This window comes from Pseudomonas sp. SIMBA_041 (assembly GCF_046535095.1).
In the GTDB taxonomy this organism is placed as follows: domain Bacteria; phylum Pseudomonadota; class Gammaproteobacteria; order Pseudomonadales; family Pseudomonadaceae; genus Aquipseudomonas; species Aquipseudomonas mucoides.
Window position 1 is genome coordinate 111,063 of record NZ_JAWRXJ010000009.1, and the last position, 16,021, is coordinate 127,083.

13 protein-coding genes are annotated in these 16,021 nt (G+C 58.8%); 11 read left to right on the plus strand and 2 right to left on the minus strand.

The window, feature by feature from the left end; genetic code table 11:
- Together ubiG and SB725_RS21960 are read right to left on the minus strand one after the other, a co-directional pair.
- The gene (gene ubiG, locus SB725_RS21955) at window positions 1-699 is read right to left on the minus strand and encodes a bifunctional 2-polyprenyl-6-hydroxyphenol methylase/3-demethylubiquinol 3-O-methyltransferase UbiG (RefSeq protein WP_007945809.1); all 699 of its coding nucleotides are present in this window, start codon (window positions 697-699) and stop codon (window positions 1-3) included.
- 58 nt (window positions 700-757) lie between these two features.
- Window positions 758-2,092 carry a TRZ/ATZ family hydrolase gene (locus SB725_RS21960; RefSeq protein WP_027924106.1) on the minus strand — a complete coding sequence of 445 codons (1,335 nt, stop codon included), beginning with the start codon at window positions 2,090-2,092 and terminating at the stop codon, window positions 758-760.
- A gap of 108 nt (window positions 2,093-2,200) precedes the next feature.
- On the opposite strand from SB725_RS21960, the gene mtnA reads away from it, so the two are divergent.
- The 11 genes from mtnA (at window position 2,201) to SB725_RS22015 (ending at window position 15,878) form a co-directional block, all read left to right on the plus strand.
- Entirely contained in the window at window positions 2,201-3,277 is a 1,077-nt protein-coding gene (gene mtnA, locus SB725_RS21965) for an S-methyl-5-thioribose-1-phosphate isomerase (protein WP_027924107.1), read from the plus strand.
- A gap of 445 nt (window positions 3,278-3,722) precedes the next feature.
- A complete protein-coding gene (gyrA, locus tag SB725_RS21970; protein WP_027924108.1) occupies window positions 3,723-6,377 on the plus strand; it encodes a DNA gyrase subunit A in 2,655 nt (884 codons plus the stop codon).
- A 265-nt stretch (window positions 6,378-6,642) separates the two neighbouring features.
- Complete coding sequence (gene serC / locus SB725_RS21975; RefSeq protein WP_027924109.1) at window positions 6,643-7,728, plus strand: 3-phosphoserine/phosphohydroxythreonine transaminase; 1,086 nt, start codon at window positions 6,643-6,645, stop codon at window positions 7,726-7,728.
- Window positions 7,728-8,822, plus strand: coding sequence for a prephenate dehydratase (gene pheA / locus SB725_RS21980; protein ID WP_007899727.1), 1,095 nt, complete (start codon window positions 7,728-7,730; stop codon window positions 8,820-8,822). Before serC ends, pheA begins: the two co-directional genes overlap by 1 nt.
- Before the next feature lie 10 nt (window positions 8,823-8,832).
- Complete coding sequence (gene hisC / locus SB725_RS21985) at window positions 8,833-9,945, plus strand: histidinol-phosphate transaminase (protein WP_410922579.1); 1,113 nt, start codon at window positions 8,833-8,835, stop codon at window positions 9,943-9,945.
- 28 nt (window positions 9,946-9,973) lie between these two features.
- Window positions 9,974-12,181, plus strand: a complete 2,208-nt coding sequence (locus tag SB725_RS21990; protein ID WP_410922600.1) for a bifunctional prephenate dehydrogenase/3-phosphoshikimate 1-carboxyvinyltransferase — start codon at window positions 9,974-9,976, stop codon at window positions 12,179-12,181.
- Window positions 12,178-12,867: a (d)CMP kinase gene (gene cmk / locus SB725_RS21995; protein ID WP_027924112.1), complete on the plus strand. Its 690-nt coding sequence runs from the start codon at window positions 12,178-12,180 to the stop codon at window positions 12,865-12,867. Before SB725_RS21990 ends, cmk begins: the two co-directional genes overlap by 4 nt.
- A 120-nt stretch (window positions 12,868-12,987) precedes the next feature.
- A complete protein-coding gene (rpsA, locus tag SB725_RS22000) occupies window positions 12,988-14,679 on the plus strand; it encodes a 30S ribosomal protein S1 (protein WP_027924113.1) in 1,692 nt (563 codons plus the stop codon).
- Between the two features lie 214 nt (window positions 14,680-14,893).
- Window positions 14,894-15,172: a hypothetical protein gene (locus SB725_RS22005; protein ID WP_027924114.1), complete on the plus strand. Its 279-nt coding sequence runs from the start codon at window positions 14,894-14,896 to the stop codon at window positions 15,170-15,172.
- Window positions 15,173-15,318: 146 nt separating this feature from the next.
- Window positions 15,319-15,627 carry an integration host factor subunit beta gene (gene ihfB / locus SB725_RS22010; protein WP_059182368.1) on the plus strand — a complete coding sequence of 103 codons (309 nt, stop codon included), beginning with the start codon at window positions 15,319-15,321 and terminating at the stop codon, window positions 15,625-15,627.
- An 11-nt stretch (window positions 15,628-15,638) separates the two neighbouring features.
- On the plus strand, window positions 15,639-15,878 hold the full coding sequence (locus SB725_RS22015) for a LapA family protein (protein WP_059182369.1): 240 nt from the start codon (window positions 15,639-15,641) through the stop codon (window positions 15,876-15,878).
- Window positions 15,879-16,021: the final 143 nt, after the last annotated feature.

The following is a 16,021-nucleotide window of genomic DNA, read 5'->3' on the forward strand; positions in this document are numbered from 1 at the left end:
TTACTCCTCGCGCAGGGTCTGGATCATGTAGTTGACGTCCACGTCGGCCGCCAGTTTGTAGTGCTTGGTCAGCGGGTTGTACGTCAGGCCGATGATGTCCTTGACGGTCAGGCCAGCCATGCGGCTCCAGGCGCCGAGCTCGGAAGGGCGGATGAACTTCTTGAAATCGTGCGTGCCGCGCGGCAGCAGCTTCATGATGTATTCAGCGCCGACGATGGCGAACAGGTACGCTTTCGGGTTGCGGTTGATGGTGGAGAAGAACACCTGGCCGCCCGGCTTGACCATGCGGAAGCAGGCGCGAATGACCGACGACGGATCCGGCACGTGCTCGAGCATTTCCAGGCAGGTAACAACGTCGAACTGCTCGGGCATTTCCTCGGCGAGGCCTTCGGCGGTGATCTGCCGGTACTCGACGTTCACGCCCGACTCCAGCTGATGCAACTGCGCGACCGCGAGCGGTGCTTCGCCCATGTCGATGCCCATGACGGTGGCACCGCGCTGGGCCATGGCCTCGCTCAGGATCCCGCCGCCGCAACCGACGTCCAGCACCTTCTTGCCGGCCAGGTTGACGCGTTCGTCAATCCAGTTGACCCGCAGCGGGTTGATGTCGTGAAGCGGCTTGAACTCGCTTTCACGGTCCCACCAGCGATGGGCCAGGGCTTCGAATTTGGCGATTTCGGCGTAGTCGACGTTGCTCATGGTTCAGTCCTCTAAAACTTGAAAAATCCTGTTGCCCCGGTTTTCTGGTCCGGGGATCTTACGATTCGGTGCGGCCACTGATGCGCTGGCCCCAGGCCTTGGCGGTGGCGCATAACTGTTCTTCATCGAGGCGGGTCAGGCGTCGGTCATCAAGCAGCTGCTTGCCCGCGACCCACAGGTGTTTCACGCAGTCCCGGCCGGTGGCGTAGATCAGTTGCGAAACCGGGTCGTAGACCGGTTGCTGCGCCAGGCCGGAGAGGTCAAACGCGACGATGTCTGCCGCTTTGCCGATTTCCAGCGAGCCGGTTTCAGCCTCGATCCCCAGCGCACGGGCGCCATTGAGCGTGGCCATGCGCAAGGCGCGATGAGCATCCAGCGCGGTGGCCGAGCCGGCGACGGCCTTGGCCAGCAACGCAGCGGTGCGGGTTTCGCCCAACAGGTCCAGGTCATTGTTACTGGCGGCGCCGTCGGTGCCGACGGCCACATTGACGCCGGCCTGCCACAAGCGCTCGACCGGGCAAAATCCGCTGGCCAGCTTGAGGTTGGATTCCGGGCAATGAATCACGTTGGTGTTGCTTTCTACCAGCATCACCAGGTCTTCATCGCTGATCTGGGTCATGTGAACGGCCTGGAAGCGCGGCCCGAGCAAGCCCAGGCGGCCAAGGCGAGCCAGCGGGCGTTCACCGCGCTGCTCGACCGATTGCTGCACTTCGAAGGCGGTTTCATGGACGTGCATGTGGATCGAGGCGTCCAGCTCTTCGGCAATCACCCGGATTTTCTCCAGGTTTTCATCGCTCACGGTGTAAGGCGCATGGGGGCCGAAGGTGATTTTGATGCGCTCGTGGTGCTTGAGATCGCCAAACAATTCCACGCCCTGACGAATGGCTTCGTCCGCCGTGCTGGCGCCCGGGATCGGGAAATCGAGGATCGGAATGGCGATTTGTGCGCGTATACCGCTGTTGTGCACGCGCTCGCTGGCAACCTTCGGGAAGAAATACATGTCAGAGAAGCAGGTGATGCCACCTTTGATCTGCTCGGCGATGGCCAGGTCCGTGCCGTCCCGTACGAAGGCTTCATCGGCCCATTTGGCTTCGGCGGGCCAGATGTGGTTTTCCAGCCAGGTCATCAGCGGCAGGTCATCGGCCAGGCCACGAAACAGCGTCATGGCGGCGTGACCGTGGGCATTGATCAGGCCGGGGCTGAGCAGCATGTCCGGCAACTCGCGCACTTCAGTTGCGTTAAGCTTCAGCGCAGTCGAGCGTGGGCCGATAAATACGATGCGTCCGTCACGGATGCCCAGGCCATGCTCTTTGAGGACAACGCCAGCGGGTTCGACGGGTACCAGCCAGGTCGGCAGCAATAACAGGTCGAGCGCAGCGGCAGTGTTCGGCATCGAGGGTCGGTTCCAGTGCTTTTGTAAAGGATGGCGAAGTATACCCGAGCGTCTTCGCGGGGGGATCGCTATAATCGGCGGCTTTTGTGCTTGAGTGCGGGGTGTGGGATGCGCGATCGACTGTTGGCTGCGGAGAAAGTGAAGGCCATCGATTGGCGTGATGGCGCCCTGTACCTGCTGGATCAGCGTGTTTTGCCCTTCGAAGAAACCTGGATTGCCTACACCAGTGCAGCCGGTGTGGCCGAGGCCATTCGTTCGATGGTGGTGCGCGGTGCGCCGGCGATTGGCATCAGTGCGGCGTATGCCATGGTGCTGTCGGCCCGCGCCCGGATTGCCGAGGGCGGTGACTGGCAGGCTGCGTGGGAAGAGGATTACGCGGTACTGGCCGATTCCCGTCCAACCGCGGTGAATCTGTTCTGGGCCCTGAGTCGCATGCGCGACCGCCTGGATCGTCTCAAGGAAGACGCAGACCCACTGGCGGCCCTGGAGGCCGAGGCTCTCGCCATTCATGAAAGTGATCGCGAAGCCAATCTGACCATGGCCCAGCTGGGTGTGGACTTGATTCGCAAGCACCAGGGTAATGCTCAGGCAATCCTGACCCACTGCAACACTGGCGCACTGGCCACCGGCGGCTTCGGCACGGCGCTGGGCGTGATTCGCGGGGCCTTTATCGAGGGTATGGTCGAGCGGGTTTACGCCGATGAAACCCGGCCGTGGCTGCAAGGTTCGCGTCTGACCGCATGGGAGCTGGCCAATGAAGGCATTCCCGTGACCCTGAATGCCGACTCCGCCGCCGCGCACATCATGAAAACCAAAGGCGTGACCTGGGTAATCGTCGGCGCCGACCGCATCACTGCCAATGGCGATGTGGCGAACAAGATTGGCACTTATCAGCTGGCGGTCAACGCCATGCACCACGGCGTGCGCTTCATGGTGGTGGCGCCGAGTTCGACCATCGACATGAACCTGGCCAGTGGCGATGAAATTCCTATCGAAGAACGCGATGGTCGTGAATTGCTGGAGGTCGGGGGCAAGCGGATCGGGGCGGATGTCGATGCGTTCAACCCGGTGTTCGACGTGACCCCGGCGGACTTGATCGACGTGATCGTTACCGAAAAGGGCATTGTCGAGCGCCCGGATACGGCGAAGATGGCGCTGTTGATGTGCCGTAAGCGCTTGCATTAATAATGTCTAGCGCCTGAAACATCGCTTTCGCGGGCAAGTCTGCTCCCGCAGGGATCTGCATCGTTCGGGAGATCTCGGGCATGCAGAGATCCCTGTGGGAGCGGGCTTGCCCGCGAAGAGGTCATCAAAGTCAATGAATCAGCATGAATCAGGCATGATTTTTTGATTCGGTGCAGCTCTAAGCCCCTCTCGTCTCCCTCAAGCCTGTCACCGGTCAACTTACTATGCTCCATGCGCGTCTGGGGGATAGGTGCGTGGCGGCTCTTGTGATAACATCCGGCGTTTTCCGAGGCAGTCCCACGGGGTTGTCTTTACTGCGCAAATCCATGGTTAATCTTGTTGATTTGTCGTAAGTCGGTGTATGGCACTCAGCCTGCAGCGGCGAGCTTCGTTCGTCCCATATGGATGTGACGAAGTTTCACCAGAAAAAGGAATCGAGCTTCTCATGGGCGAACTGGCCAAAGAAATCCTCCCGGTCAATATCGAAGACGAGCTGAAGCAGTCCTACCTCGACTACGCAATGAGCGTAATTGTCGGGCGGGCCCTGCCGGATGCGCGCGATGGCTTGAAGCCCGTGCACCGGCGTGTGCTGTTCGCGATGAGCGAGCTGGGCAACGACTTCAACAAGCCGTACAAGAAATCTGCCCGTGTTGTCGGTGACGTCATCGGTAAGTATCACCCGCACGGTGATACCGCGGTGTATGACACCATCGTCCGCATGGCACAGCCGTTCTCGCTGCGCTACCTGCTGGTAGACGGTCAAGGCAACTTCGGTTCGGTGGATGGCGACAACGCCGCGGCCATGCGATACACCGAAGTGCGCATGACCAAGCTGGCGCACGAGCTGCTGGCTGACCTGCATAAAGAAACCGTGGACTGGGTGCCGAACTACGACGGCACCGAAATGATCCCGGCGGTCATGCCGACCCGTATTCCCAACCTGCTGGTCAACGGCTCCAGCGGTATCGCCGTGGGCATGGCGACCAACATTCCGCCGCACAACCTCGGTGAAGTCATCGACGGTTGCCTGGCCCTCATCGACAACCCTGAGTTGACCATCGATGAGCTGATGCAATACATCCCCGGTCCGGACTTCCCGACCGCCGCGATCATCAACGGTCGCGCCGGCATCATCGAAGCCTACCGCACCGGTCGCGGCCGCATTTACATGCGTGCCCGCTCGACGATCGAAGACATCGACAAGGTCGGTGGCCGTCAGCAGATCGTCATTACCGAACTCCCTTACCAGCTCAACAAAGCCCGTCTGATCGAAAAGATCGCCGAGCTGGTGAAAGAGAAGAAGCTTGAAGGCATCACCGAGCTGCGCGACGAGTCCGACAAGGACGGTATGCGCGTTGTGATCGAATTGCGTCGCGGCGAAGTGCCAGAGGTGATCCTCAACAACCTCTACGCCCAGACCCAGTTGCAAGCGGTGTTCGGTATCAACATCGTCGCGCTGATCGACGGCCGCCCACGGATCCTGAACCTCAAGGACCTGCTGGAAGCCTTCGTTCGTCACCGTCGCGAAGTCGTTACCCGTCGTACTGTGTTCGAACTGCGTAAAGCCCGCGAACGCGGTCACATCCTGGAAGGTCAAGCGGTTGCCCTGTCGAACATCGACCCGGTCATCGCCCTGATCAAGGCCTCGCCAACGCCGTCGGAAGCCAAGGAAGCGCTGATCAGCACAGCCTGGGAATCCTCCGCCGTAGTGGCCATGGTTGAACGCGCTGGTGCCGATTCTTGCCGCCCTGAGACCCTGGACCCGCAATACGGTCTGCGCGACGGCAAGTACTTCCTGTCGCCAGAACAGGCGCAAGCCATTCTGGAGCTGCGTCTGCACCGTCTGACCGGTCTGGAACACGAAAAACTGCTGGCCGAGTATCAAGAGATCCTCAACCAGATCGGCGAGCTGATCCGCATCCTCAGCAGCGCCACGCGCCTGATGGAAGTGATCCGCGAAGAACTGGAAGTGATCCGCGCCGAATACGGTGATGTGCGTCGCACCGAGATCCTCGATGCCCGTCTCGACCTGACCCTGGGTGACATGATCCCGGAAGAAGAGCGCGTCGTGACCATTTCCCACGGTGGCTACGCCAAGACCCAGCCATTGGCTGCGTACCAGGCTCAGCGTCGTGGCGGTAAAGGCAAATCGGCCACCGGCGTCAAGGATGAGGACTACATCGCTCACCTGCTGGTCGCCAACAGCCACACCACGCTGCTGCTGTTCTCCAGCAAGGGCAAAGTGTACTGGCTGAAAACCTACGAAATTCCAGAAGCGTCCCGCGCTGCTCGTGGTCGTCCGCTGGTCAACCTGCTGCCGCTGGACAGTGATGAATACATCACCACCATGCTGCCGGTCGAGGAATACACCGAAGGTCACTTCATCTTCATGGCGACCGCCAAAGGCACCGTGAAGAAGACCCCGCTGGAATCCTTCAGCCGTCAACGCAGCGTGGGTCTGATCGCGCTGGAGCTGGACGAAGGTGACGTACTGATTTCTGCGGCCATCACCGATGGCGAGCGCGAAGTCATGCTGTTCTCCGACGGCGGCAAGGTCACTCGCTTCAAGGAAACCGACGTTCGCGCCATGGGCCGTACCGCTCGCGGTGTTCGTGGCATGCGTCTGCCGGAAGGCCAGAAGCTGATTTCCATGCTGATCCCGGAAGAAGGCAGCCAGATCCTGACCGCTTCGGCGCGTGGTTTCGGCAAGCGTACGGCGATCACTGAGTTCCCTGAATACAAACGTGGCGGTCAGGGCGTTATCGCCATGGTCAGCAACGACCGTAACGGCCGACTGGTCGGCGCGGTCCAGGTGCTCGATGGTGAGGAAATCATGCTGATTTCCGACCAGGGCACCCTGGTTCGTACCCGTGTCGACGAAGTGTCCAGCCTCGGTCGTAACACCCAGGGCGTGACCCTGATCAAGCTGGCCAGCGATGAAACGCTGGTCGGTCTGGAGCGGGTTCAGGAGCCATCGGAAGTCGAAGGTGAAGAGCTGGAAGGTGAAGAGGGTGCAGAGTTCATCGGCGAAGTCGTGATCGACGACGTTGTTGATGATCAGCAACTCGATGCCGCCGCTGACGAAGAGCCACAAGAGTAAGCGAACAAACAGGGGGCGGATGAGAATTCGCCCCCTTGTTGTTTGTCCCGTATGAAAATATCGACACCTATGGAGTCCCTTGTAGGAGTGAGCCAGCTCCGGGCGGCGTTCCGACGATACGGGCGCCGCGGTATGTCTGACACATCGCGGTGATGCATTCGCGAGCAGGCTCACGCCTACAAAAGCTGTGCTTCAGCAGGGACTCTGTGTCGATTGATGTTGTGATTTATTGCGTGATTACCACCAAATCAGAGCGAGATTGGATGTGAGCAAGAGAGCCTATAACTTCTGTGCCGGTCCTGCGGCACTTCCCGAAGCTGTCCTGCAGCGCGCTCAGGGTGAACTCCTTGACTGGCACGGCAAGGGCCTGTCGGTCATGGAAATGAGCCATCGCAGTGATGAGTTCGTGTCCATTGCCACCAAGGCCGAGCAGGATCTGCGTGATCTGCTGAATATCCCTTCGAACTATAAAGTGCTGTTTCTGCAAGGCGGCGCCAGCCAGCAATTTGCTCAGATTCCTCTGAACCTGTTGCCGGAAAACGGTACTGCCGACTATATCGACACCGGTATCTGGTCGCAGAAAGCCATCGAAGAAGCTTCGCGCTACGGCAATGTGAATGTCGCCGCGACTGCCAAGCCTTACGACTATTTCGCTATTCCCGGTCAGAATGAATGGAACCTGTCGAAAGACGCGGCCTACGTTCACTACGCGCCGAACGAAACCATCGGCGGCCTGGAATTCCAGTGGATTCCGCAAACTGGTGATGTTCCGCTGGTGGCCGACATGTCCTCGGACATCCTGTCGCGTCCAGTCGATGTTTCGCGCTTCGGCATGATCTACGCCGGCGCCCAGAAAAACATCGGCCCGAGCGGCATCGTGGTCAACATCGTTCGTGAAGACCTGCTCGGTCACGCCCGTTCCCTGTGCCCGACCATGCTCAACTACAAGGTAGCGGCCGATAACGGCTCGATGTACAACACCCCGCCAACCCTGGCCTGGTACTTGTCCGGCCTGGTGTTCGAGTGGCTGAAAGAGCAGGGTGGTGTTGAGGCCATCGGCAAGCTCAATGAAGTGAAGCAGCGCACGCTGTATGACTTCATCGACGCCAGCGGCTTGTACAGCAACCCGATCAACAAGCCGGATCGCTCGTGGATGAACGTACCGTTCCGTCTGGCTGACGACCGTCTGGACAAGCCGTTCCTGGCCGGTGCCGACGAGCGTGGCCTGTTGAACCTCAAGGGCCACCGTTCCGTGGGTGGCATGCGCGCCTCCATCTATAACGCCGTCGACATCGTTGCGGTCAACGCACTGGTTTCGTACATGGCAGAGTTCGAGAAGGAACACGGCTAATGTCTGAGCAAGAACTCAAGGCACTGCGCCTGCGCATTGATGCCCTGGACGAAAAAGTCCTGGAGCTGATCAGTGAGCGCGCACGCTGCGCCCAGGAAGTTGCGCGAGTAAAGATGGCCTCGCTGGCCGAAGGCGAAGTGCCGGTGTTCTATCGTCCTGAGCGTGAAGCCCAGGTGCTCAAACGCGTGATGGAGCGTAACCAGGGGCCGCTGGGCAATGAAGAGATGGCGCGGTTGTTCCGCGAAATCATGTCTTCGTGCCTGGCGCTCGAGCAGCCGTTGAAAGTGGCTTACCTCGGCCCTGAAGGCACCTTCACCCAAGCCGCAGCCATGAAGCACTTCGGCCACGCGGTGATCAGCAAGCCGATGGCGGCGATCGACGAAGTGTTCCGCGAAGTGGCGGCCGGTGCGGTGAACTTTGGCGTGGTCCCGGTGGAGAACTCCACCGAGGGCGCGGTCAACCACACGCTGGACAGCTTCCTCGAACACGACATGGTGATCTGTGGCGAAGTCGAGCTGCGTATTCACCACCACCTGTTGGTCGGTGAAAACACCAAGACCGACAGCATCAGTCGCATCTATTCCCATGCCCAATCGCTGGCCCAGTGCCGCAAGTGGCTGGACGCACACTACCCGAATGTCGAGCGCGTGGCGGTGTCCAGCAACGCCGAAGCGGCCAAGCGGGTTAAAGGTGAGTGGAACTCGGCGGCGATTGCCGGCGACATGGCCGCTGGTCTGTACGGGTTGACCCGTCTGGCCGAGAAAATCGAGGATCGCCCGGATAACTCCACGCGATTCCTGATGATCGGCAGCCAGGAAGTGCCGCCGACCGGCGACGACAAGACCTCGATCATCGTCTCCATGAGCAACAAACCGGGCGCGCTTCACGAGTTGCTGGTGCCGTTCCACGACAACGGTATCGACCTGACGCGCATCGAGACGCGTCCGTCGCGCAGCGGTAAATGGACCTACGTGTTCTTCATCGACTTCGTCGGCCACCATCGCGATCCATTGGTCAAAGGTGTGCTGGAAAAGATCAGTCAGGAAGCAGTGGCACTCAAAGTGCTGGGTTCCTACCCGAAAGCAGTTCTCTAAGGGGTAGCAAATGAGTGATGACTTCCTCGCCCTGGCACAGCCGGGCGTGCAACAACTTTCGCCGTACGTCCCGGGCAAGCCTGTGGACGAACTGGCGCGCGAGCTGGACCTTGATCCGGCGAGCATCGTCAAACTGGCCAGTAATGAAAACCCGTTGGGCGCGAGTCCCAAGGCGCTGACGGCGATTCAGAATGCGCTGGCCGAGCTGACCCGTTATCCAGACGGCAATGGTTTTGCGCTCAAGACCCTGTTGGCCGAGCAGTGCCGCGTCGAACTGAATCAAGTGACGCTGGGCAATGGCTCCAACGACATTCTGGAGCTGGTCGCGCGTGCCTATCTGGCGCCGGGCCTCAATGCCGTGTTCAGTGAGCATGCGTTTGCGGTCTATCCGATCGTGACCCAGGCCGTCGGTGCCCAGGCCAAAGTGATTCCGGCCAAAGACTGGGGGCATGACCTGTCGGGCATGCTGGCGGCGATCGATGCCGACACTCGCGTGGTCTTCATTGCCAACCCGAACAACCCGACCGGAACCTGGTTCGATGCCGAGGCACTGGACGAATTCCTGCAGGATGTTCCGGCGCATGTGCTGGTCGTGCTGGACGAGGCCTACATCGAATACGCCGAGGGCAGCGACTTGCCGGATGGCCTGGATTATCTGGCGGCTTATCCGAACCTGCTGGTTTCTCGTACGTTCTCCAAGGCCTATGGCCTGGCGGCATTGCGGGTCGGCTATGGCTTGTCCACCGCCGTGGTCGCGGACGTCCTGAACCGTGTGCGTCAGCCGTTCAACGTTAACAGTTTGGCCTTGGCCGCTGCATGCGCTGCGCTGCAAGACGTCGACTACCTGGCGCAAAGCCGTCGCCTGAACGAGTCCGGCATGCTGCAACTGGAAGCCGGTTTTCGTGAGTTGGGGCTGAGTTGGATCCCGTCCAAGGGCAACTTCATCTGCGTCGATCTCGGTCGCGTGGCTGCACCGGTGTTCCAGGGGCTGTTGCGCGAAGGCGTGATCGTGCGTCCGGTGGGCAACTACGGCATGCCGAACCACCTGCGTGTCACGATCGGTTTGCCGGCGGAAAACAGCCGCTTCCTAGAGGCGCTGACCAAGGTTCTGGCTCGTGGTTGATGTCACTGCACTGCAATCTGCTGCACCTATGATCGGTCGCCTGGTGGTGGTCGGTCTGGGATTGATCGGTGGTTCGTTCGCCAAGGGCATGCGTGAAAGCGGCCTGTGCCGCGAAGTGGTCGGGGTTGACCTGGATCCGCAGTCGCGCAAGCTGGCGGTCGAGTTGGGCGTGGTGGATCGCTGCGAAGAAGACCTGGTCGCTGCTTGCCAGGGCGCTGACGTGATTCAACTGGCCATTCCGATCCTGGCCATGGAAAAGATGCTGGCACGCTTGGCGGCAATGGATCTCGGATCGGCGATTCTGACCGACGTCGGTAGCGCCAAAGGCAATGTCGTCCGTGCGGCAACCGAAGCGTTTGGCGGCCTGCCGTCGCGCTTTGTGCCGGGGCATCCGATTGCCGGTTCCGAGCAGAGCGGGGTGGAAGCCTCCAACGCCGAGCTGTTCCGTCGTCATAAAGTGATTCTGACGCCGCTGGATCAAACCGATCCGGCCGCGCTGGCGGTGGTCGACCGTCTGTGGCGCGAATTGGGCGCCGATGTCGAACACATGCAGGTCGAGCGCCACGATGAAGTGTTGGCGGCGACCAGTCATTTGCCGCACCTGTTGGCGTTCGGTTTGGTCGATTCGTTGGCCAAGCGCAATGAAAACCTTGAGATCTTCCGTTACGCTGCCGGCGGTTTCCGCGATTTCACAAGAATTGCGGGAAGCGATCCGGTCATGTGGCACGACATCTTCCTCGCTAACCGCGAAGCTGTCCTGCGCACACTCGATACATTTCGCAGCGACCTCGACGCCTTGCGCGACGCGGTCGATGCAGGGGATGGGCACCAATTGTTGGGCGTGTTCACGCGCGCCCGGGTTGCCCGCGAGCATTTCAGTAAAATCCTGGCCCGCCGGGCCTATGTGGACGCTATGAACTCCAACGACCTGATTTTCCTGGCACAACCTGGTGGCCGCCTGACTGGGCGGATTCGTGTACCGGGCGATAAATCGATTTCCCACCGTTCGATCATGCTTGGCTCCCTGGCCGAAGGCGTCACCGAAGTCGAAGGCTTCCTCGAGGGCGAAGACGCTCTGGCGACCCTGCAAGCCTTCCGTGACATGGGTGTTGTGATCGAAGGTCCGCATCATGGTCGTGTGACCATCCACGGTGTCGGCCTGCATGGCTTGAAGCCGGCACCCGGCCCGATCTATCTGGGTAACTCCGGTACTTCGATGCGTCTGCTGTCTGGCCTGTTGGCTGCGCAGAACTTCGACAGCACCCTGACCGGTGACGCTTCGCTGTCCAAACGCCCGATGAATCGCGTGGCCAATCCGCTGCGTGAAATGGGTGCCGTGATCGAGACCGCTGCTGAAGGTCGTCCACCGATGATCATTCGTGGCGGCCACACGCTCAAGGGCTTGACCTACACCATGCCAATGGCCAGTGCCCAGGTTAAATCCTGCCTGCTGCTGGCGGGTCTGTACGCTGAAGGCAAGACCACCGTTACCGAGCCTGCCCCGACGCGCGACCACACCGAGCGCATGTTGCAAGGTTTTGGTTATCCGGTCAGTGTCAGCGGTGCGACTGCATCGGTCGAGTCCGGGCACAAGCTGACCGCGACCCACATCGAAGTGCCGGGCGACATCTCGTCCTCCGCGTTCTTCCTGGTGGCCGCATCGATCGCTGAAGGTTCTGAGCTGGTGCTCGAACACGTCGGCATCAATCCGACCCGTACCGGCGTGATCGACATCCTGCGCCTGATGGGCGGCGATATCACCCTGGAAAACCAGCGTGAAGTCGGCGGCGAACCGGTCGCGGACTTGCGCGTACGTGCAGCTAAACTTAAAGGTATCGAGATTCCCGAGGCCCTGGTTCCACTGGCCATCGACGAATTCCCGGTGCTGTTCGTGGCCGCGGCCTGTGCCGAAGGGCGCACGGTGTTGCGTGGTGCCGAAGAGCTGCGGGTCAAAGAGTCGGACCGGATCCAGGTCATGGCCGATGGCTTGCTGGCGCTGGGCGTCAAATGCGAGCCGACCCCGGATGGCATCATCATCGACGGCGGCCAGATCGGCGGCGGCGAAGTGCATGGTCATGGCGATCACCGGATTGCCATGGCGTTCAGCGTTGCATCGCTGCGCGCGACTGCACCGATCCGCATCCACGATTGCGCCAACGTCGCGACGTCGTTCCCGAACTTCCTTACGCTGTGCGCGCAGGTCGGTATCCGGGTTGCTGAAGAGGCTCAGTCGTGATCAACAAGTCGCCAGTCATTACCATCGATGGCCCGAGCGGTTCCGGTAAAGGCACGATCGCCGGGATTCTGGCGAAACGTCTGGGCTGGAATCTGCTGGATTCCGGTGCGCTGTACCGTTTGCTGGCGTTCGCTGCGCACAATCATGGTGTTGATCTGACCAATGAAGAATTGCTGAAGGCGCTCGCGGCACATCTGGACGTGCAGTTCATCGCTGCGACGGACGGTCAACTGCAGCGAATCATTCTGGAAGGCGACGAAGTCAGTGATGTGATTCGTACTGAAAGTGTCGGCGCCGGCGCATCCCAGGTTGCGGCATTGCCTGCCGTACGCGAGGCGCTGCTGCAGCGCCAGCGTGCTTTCCAGGAAATGCCGGGGCTGGTAGCCGATGGCCGGGATATGGGCACGGTGGTTTTTCCGGACGCGCCCTTGAAGATATTCCTCACTGCCAGTGCCGAGGAGCGTGCGCGCCGTCGATACTTGCAGTTGAAGGGCAAAGTCGATGGTGTTAGTCTGTCGAGTCTGCTAGATGAGATACGTGTCCGCGATGAGCGTGACACCCAGCGAGCGGTAGCCCCGCTCAAACCGGCGGCTGACGCCATACAGCTGGATTCCACGGAATTGTCCATTGATCAGGTGTTGGAACGCATCATGAGCGAGATCGCCATTCGCGATATCGCCGGGTGACCAAGAAGGCCGCGGGGGACCAGTCATAGTCCTGCGGTGGCTTCTTTTAAATGAAACTAACCCATACCGTCTGGGGTGTGGAGATGGGCGTAGTCTTCGCCCTCATCAACAGGAATTAAAATGAGCGAAAGCTTTGCGGAACTCTTTGAAGAAAGCCTAAAAACCCTGAACCTTCAGGCAGGCTCCATCATCACCGGTGTTATCGTTGATATCGATTACCAAGCTCGCTGGGTAACCGTTCACGCTGGCCTGAAGTCTGAAGCACTCATCCCGCTTGAGCAGTTCTACAACGACGCTGGCGAACTGAACATCAACGTCGGTGACGAAGTTCACGTTGCTCTGGACTCGGTTGAAGACGGCTTTGGTGAAACCAAGCTGTCCCGTGAAAAAGCCAAGCGCGCTGAATGCTGGATTGTTCTGGAAGCAGCCTTCGCAGCCGAAGAAGTGGTCAAGGGCGTTATCAACGGTAAGGTTAAAGGCGGCTTCACTGTCGACGTTAACGGCATCCGTGCGTTCCTGCCAGGTTCTCTGGTTGACGTCCGTCCTGTGCGCGATACTACGCACCTGGAAGGCAAAGAGCTGGAATTCAAGGTCATCAAACTCGACCAGAAACGCAACAACGTTGTCGTTTCCCGTCGCAGCGTCCTCGAAGCCGAGAACTCCGCCGAGCGTGAAGCTCTGCTGGAATCCCTGCAGGAAGGTCAGCAAGTCAAAGGTATCGTCAAAAACCTCACCGATTACGGCGCATTCGTCGATCTGGGTGGCGTCGATGGCCTGCTGCACATTACCGACATGGCTTGGAAGCGTATCAAGCATCCTTCCGAAATCGTCAACGTTGGCGACGAGATCGATGTCAAGGTTCTGAAGTACGATCGCGAACGCAATCGTGTTTCCCTGGGCCTGAAGCAACTGGGCGAAGATCCATGGGTTGCTATTAAAGCCCGTTACCCAGAAAGCACTCGCGTTACCGCTCGTGTAACCAACCTGACCGACTACGGCTGCTTCGCTGAGCTGGAAGAAGGCGTTGAAGGCCTGGTACACGTTTCCGAAATGGACTGGACCAACAAGAACATCCACCCTTCGAAAGTCGTACAAGTCGGCGACGAAGTGGAAGTTATGGTTCTGGACATCGACGAAGAGCGTCGTCGTATCTCCCTCGGCATCAAGCAGTGCAAATCTAACCCATGGGAAGATTTCTCTGGCCAGTTCAACAAGGGCGATAAAATCTCCGGCACCATCAAGTCGATCACCGATTTCGGTATCTTCATTGGTCTGGACGGTGGCATCGACGGTCTGGTTCACCTGTCCGACATCTCCTGGAACGAAGTGGGCGAAGAAGCCGTTCGCCGCTTCAAGAAGGGCGACGAGCTGGACACCGTTATCCTGTCGGTTGACCCAGAGCGCGAGCGTATCTCCCTGGGTATCAAGCAACTGGAAAGCGATCCGTTCTCCGAGTACGTTCAAGAGAACGACAAAGGCGCAATCGTTAAAGGCATCGTGAAAGAAGTTGACGCTAAAGGCGCCATCATCACTCTGGCCGACGATATCGAAGCGACTCTGAAAGCCTCCGAAATCAGCCGTGACCGCGTTGAAGACGCGCGCAACGTTCTGAAAGAAGGCCAGGAAGTAGAAGCCAAGATCATCAGCGTTGACCGCAAGAGCCGTGTAATCCAGCTCTCCATCAAGTCGAAAGACGATGCTGAAGAGAAAGAAGCAATCCAGAGCTTGAAAGACAAGCCTGCTGCTGACGTCGCTGCTGGTCCTACCACTCTGGGCGACCTGTTGCGTGCACAAATGGAAAAACAGAACTAAGTTCTGTCAGACCATAGAAAAAGGGCGACTTCGGTCGCCCTTTTTTGTGCCTGCGATTTGGTGGTCTCGCCGATGCTTTTTGGCTGCAAGGATTGTGAAACCAATATCCCCGATAAGTTGTCTCTTTCTTTAATCGGATCAATCGTTTGTTTGCAGCTAACCTTTAGCCTGAAGTGAACGACAGTCGGGCAAGCCGCCCGGCATAAGGAAGTGAATGAACAAGCTCATTGTCGTAATAGCAGTACTGACATTGGCGGGTTGTACCACTAATGCCAAGACTCATGTCGTGCGCGGGGTCAGTGGTATTGAGATTGACTGTTCCGGGCTGGGGTCCGGGTGGGAAAAGTGTCGCAAGCGTGCGGATAGGGAGTGTAAGGCGGCAGGGTATAAGGTCGTCGCAAGGTCTGATGACGCCAAGGACGAGGATGAATTCCCTTTTGGTTTCAATCCGGCGGGCTACCTGACGCGGACCATGTTGGTTATCTGTCGCTGAGTGAGGGCTATATCGGGGAGCCGGGGTTTATATGGCATCCCCGGGGCTTGAAAATATATGTGAAAACTCGGGCTGTTCAAATTCTTTCGAGCATGCTAAAACCTTTGAAGCGCTTTTCCTAGCTGCTTGAAAAAGAAGGGAAAAATATGACGAAGTCGGAGTTGATCGAACGAATTGTCACCCATCAAGGGCTGCTCTCATCCAAGGATGTGGAGCTGGCCATCAAGACCATGCTTGAGCAAATGTCCCAATGCCTCGCCACAGGGGATCGTATCGAGATCCGTGGGTTTGGCAGCTTCTCCTTGCACTACCGTGCACCACGCGTAGGTCGCAATCCAAAAACCGGCCAGTCCGTCAGCCTCGACGGTAAGTTCGTTCCGCATTTCAAGCCGGGGAAGGAGTTGCGCGATCGGGTCAATGAGGAAGAGGAGGAGGGTTTTGGCCTTCATGAATAAAGGATCGGCGCATGCGTAACCTCAAGCGCGTACTACTCGCAATAGTTGTCCTGTTGCTGATTTTGGCAGTTCTGGCTTTCATGCTTGAAAATCAGCAGTCGGTTTCATTGCTGTTCCTCGGCTGGTCAGTTCCGCAAATGCCAGTATCGCTGGTCATGGTTCTTGCGCTGCTGTTTGGTATGCTGATTGGGCCTATTCTAGGGTGGTTTCTGGGGCGGGCGTCCAGATCTTCCCGCAAGCGTCTTGTCTGATCACGAAAACCTCAGGCGCATCAAGAATTCGCTTCACAGCTTGTCTATATCCATTAGTAAAAGCGTCATTAAGCTGTAAAATGCTGCGCTTGTCCGATAATGGCACTGTCCTGCATCGGTACAGACTGACACTGTCAGAAGCC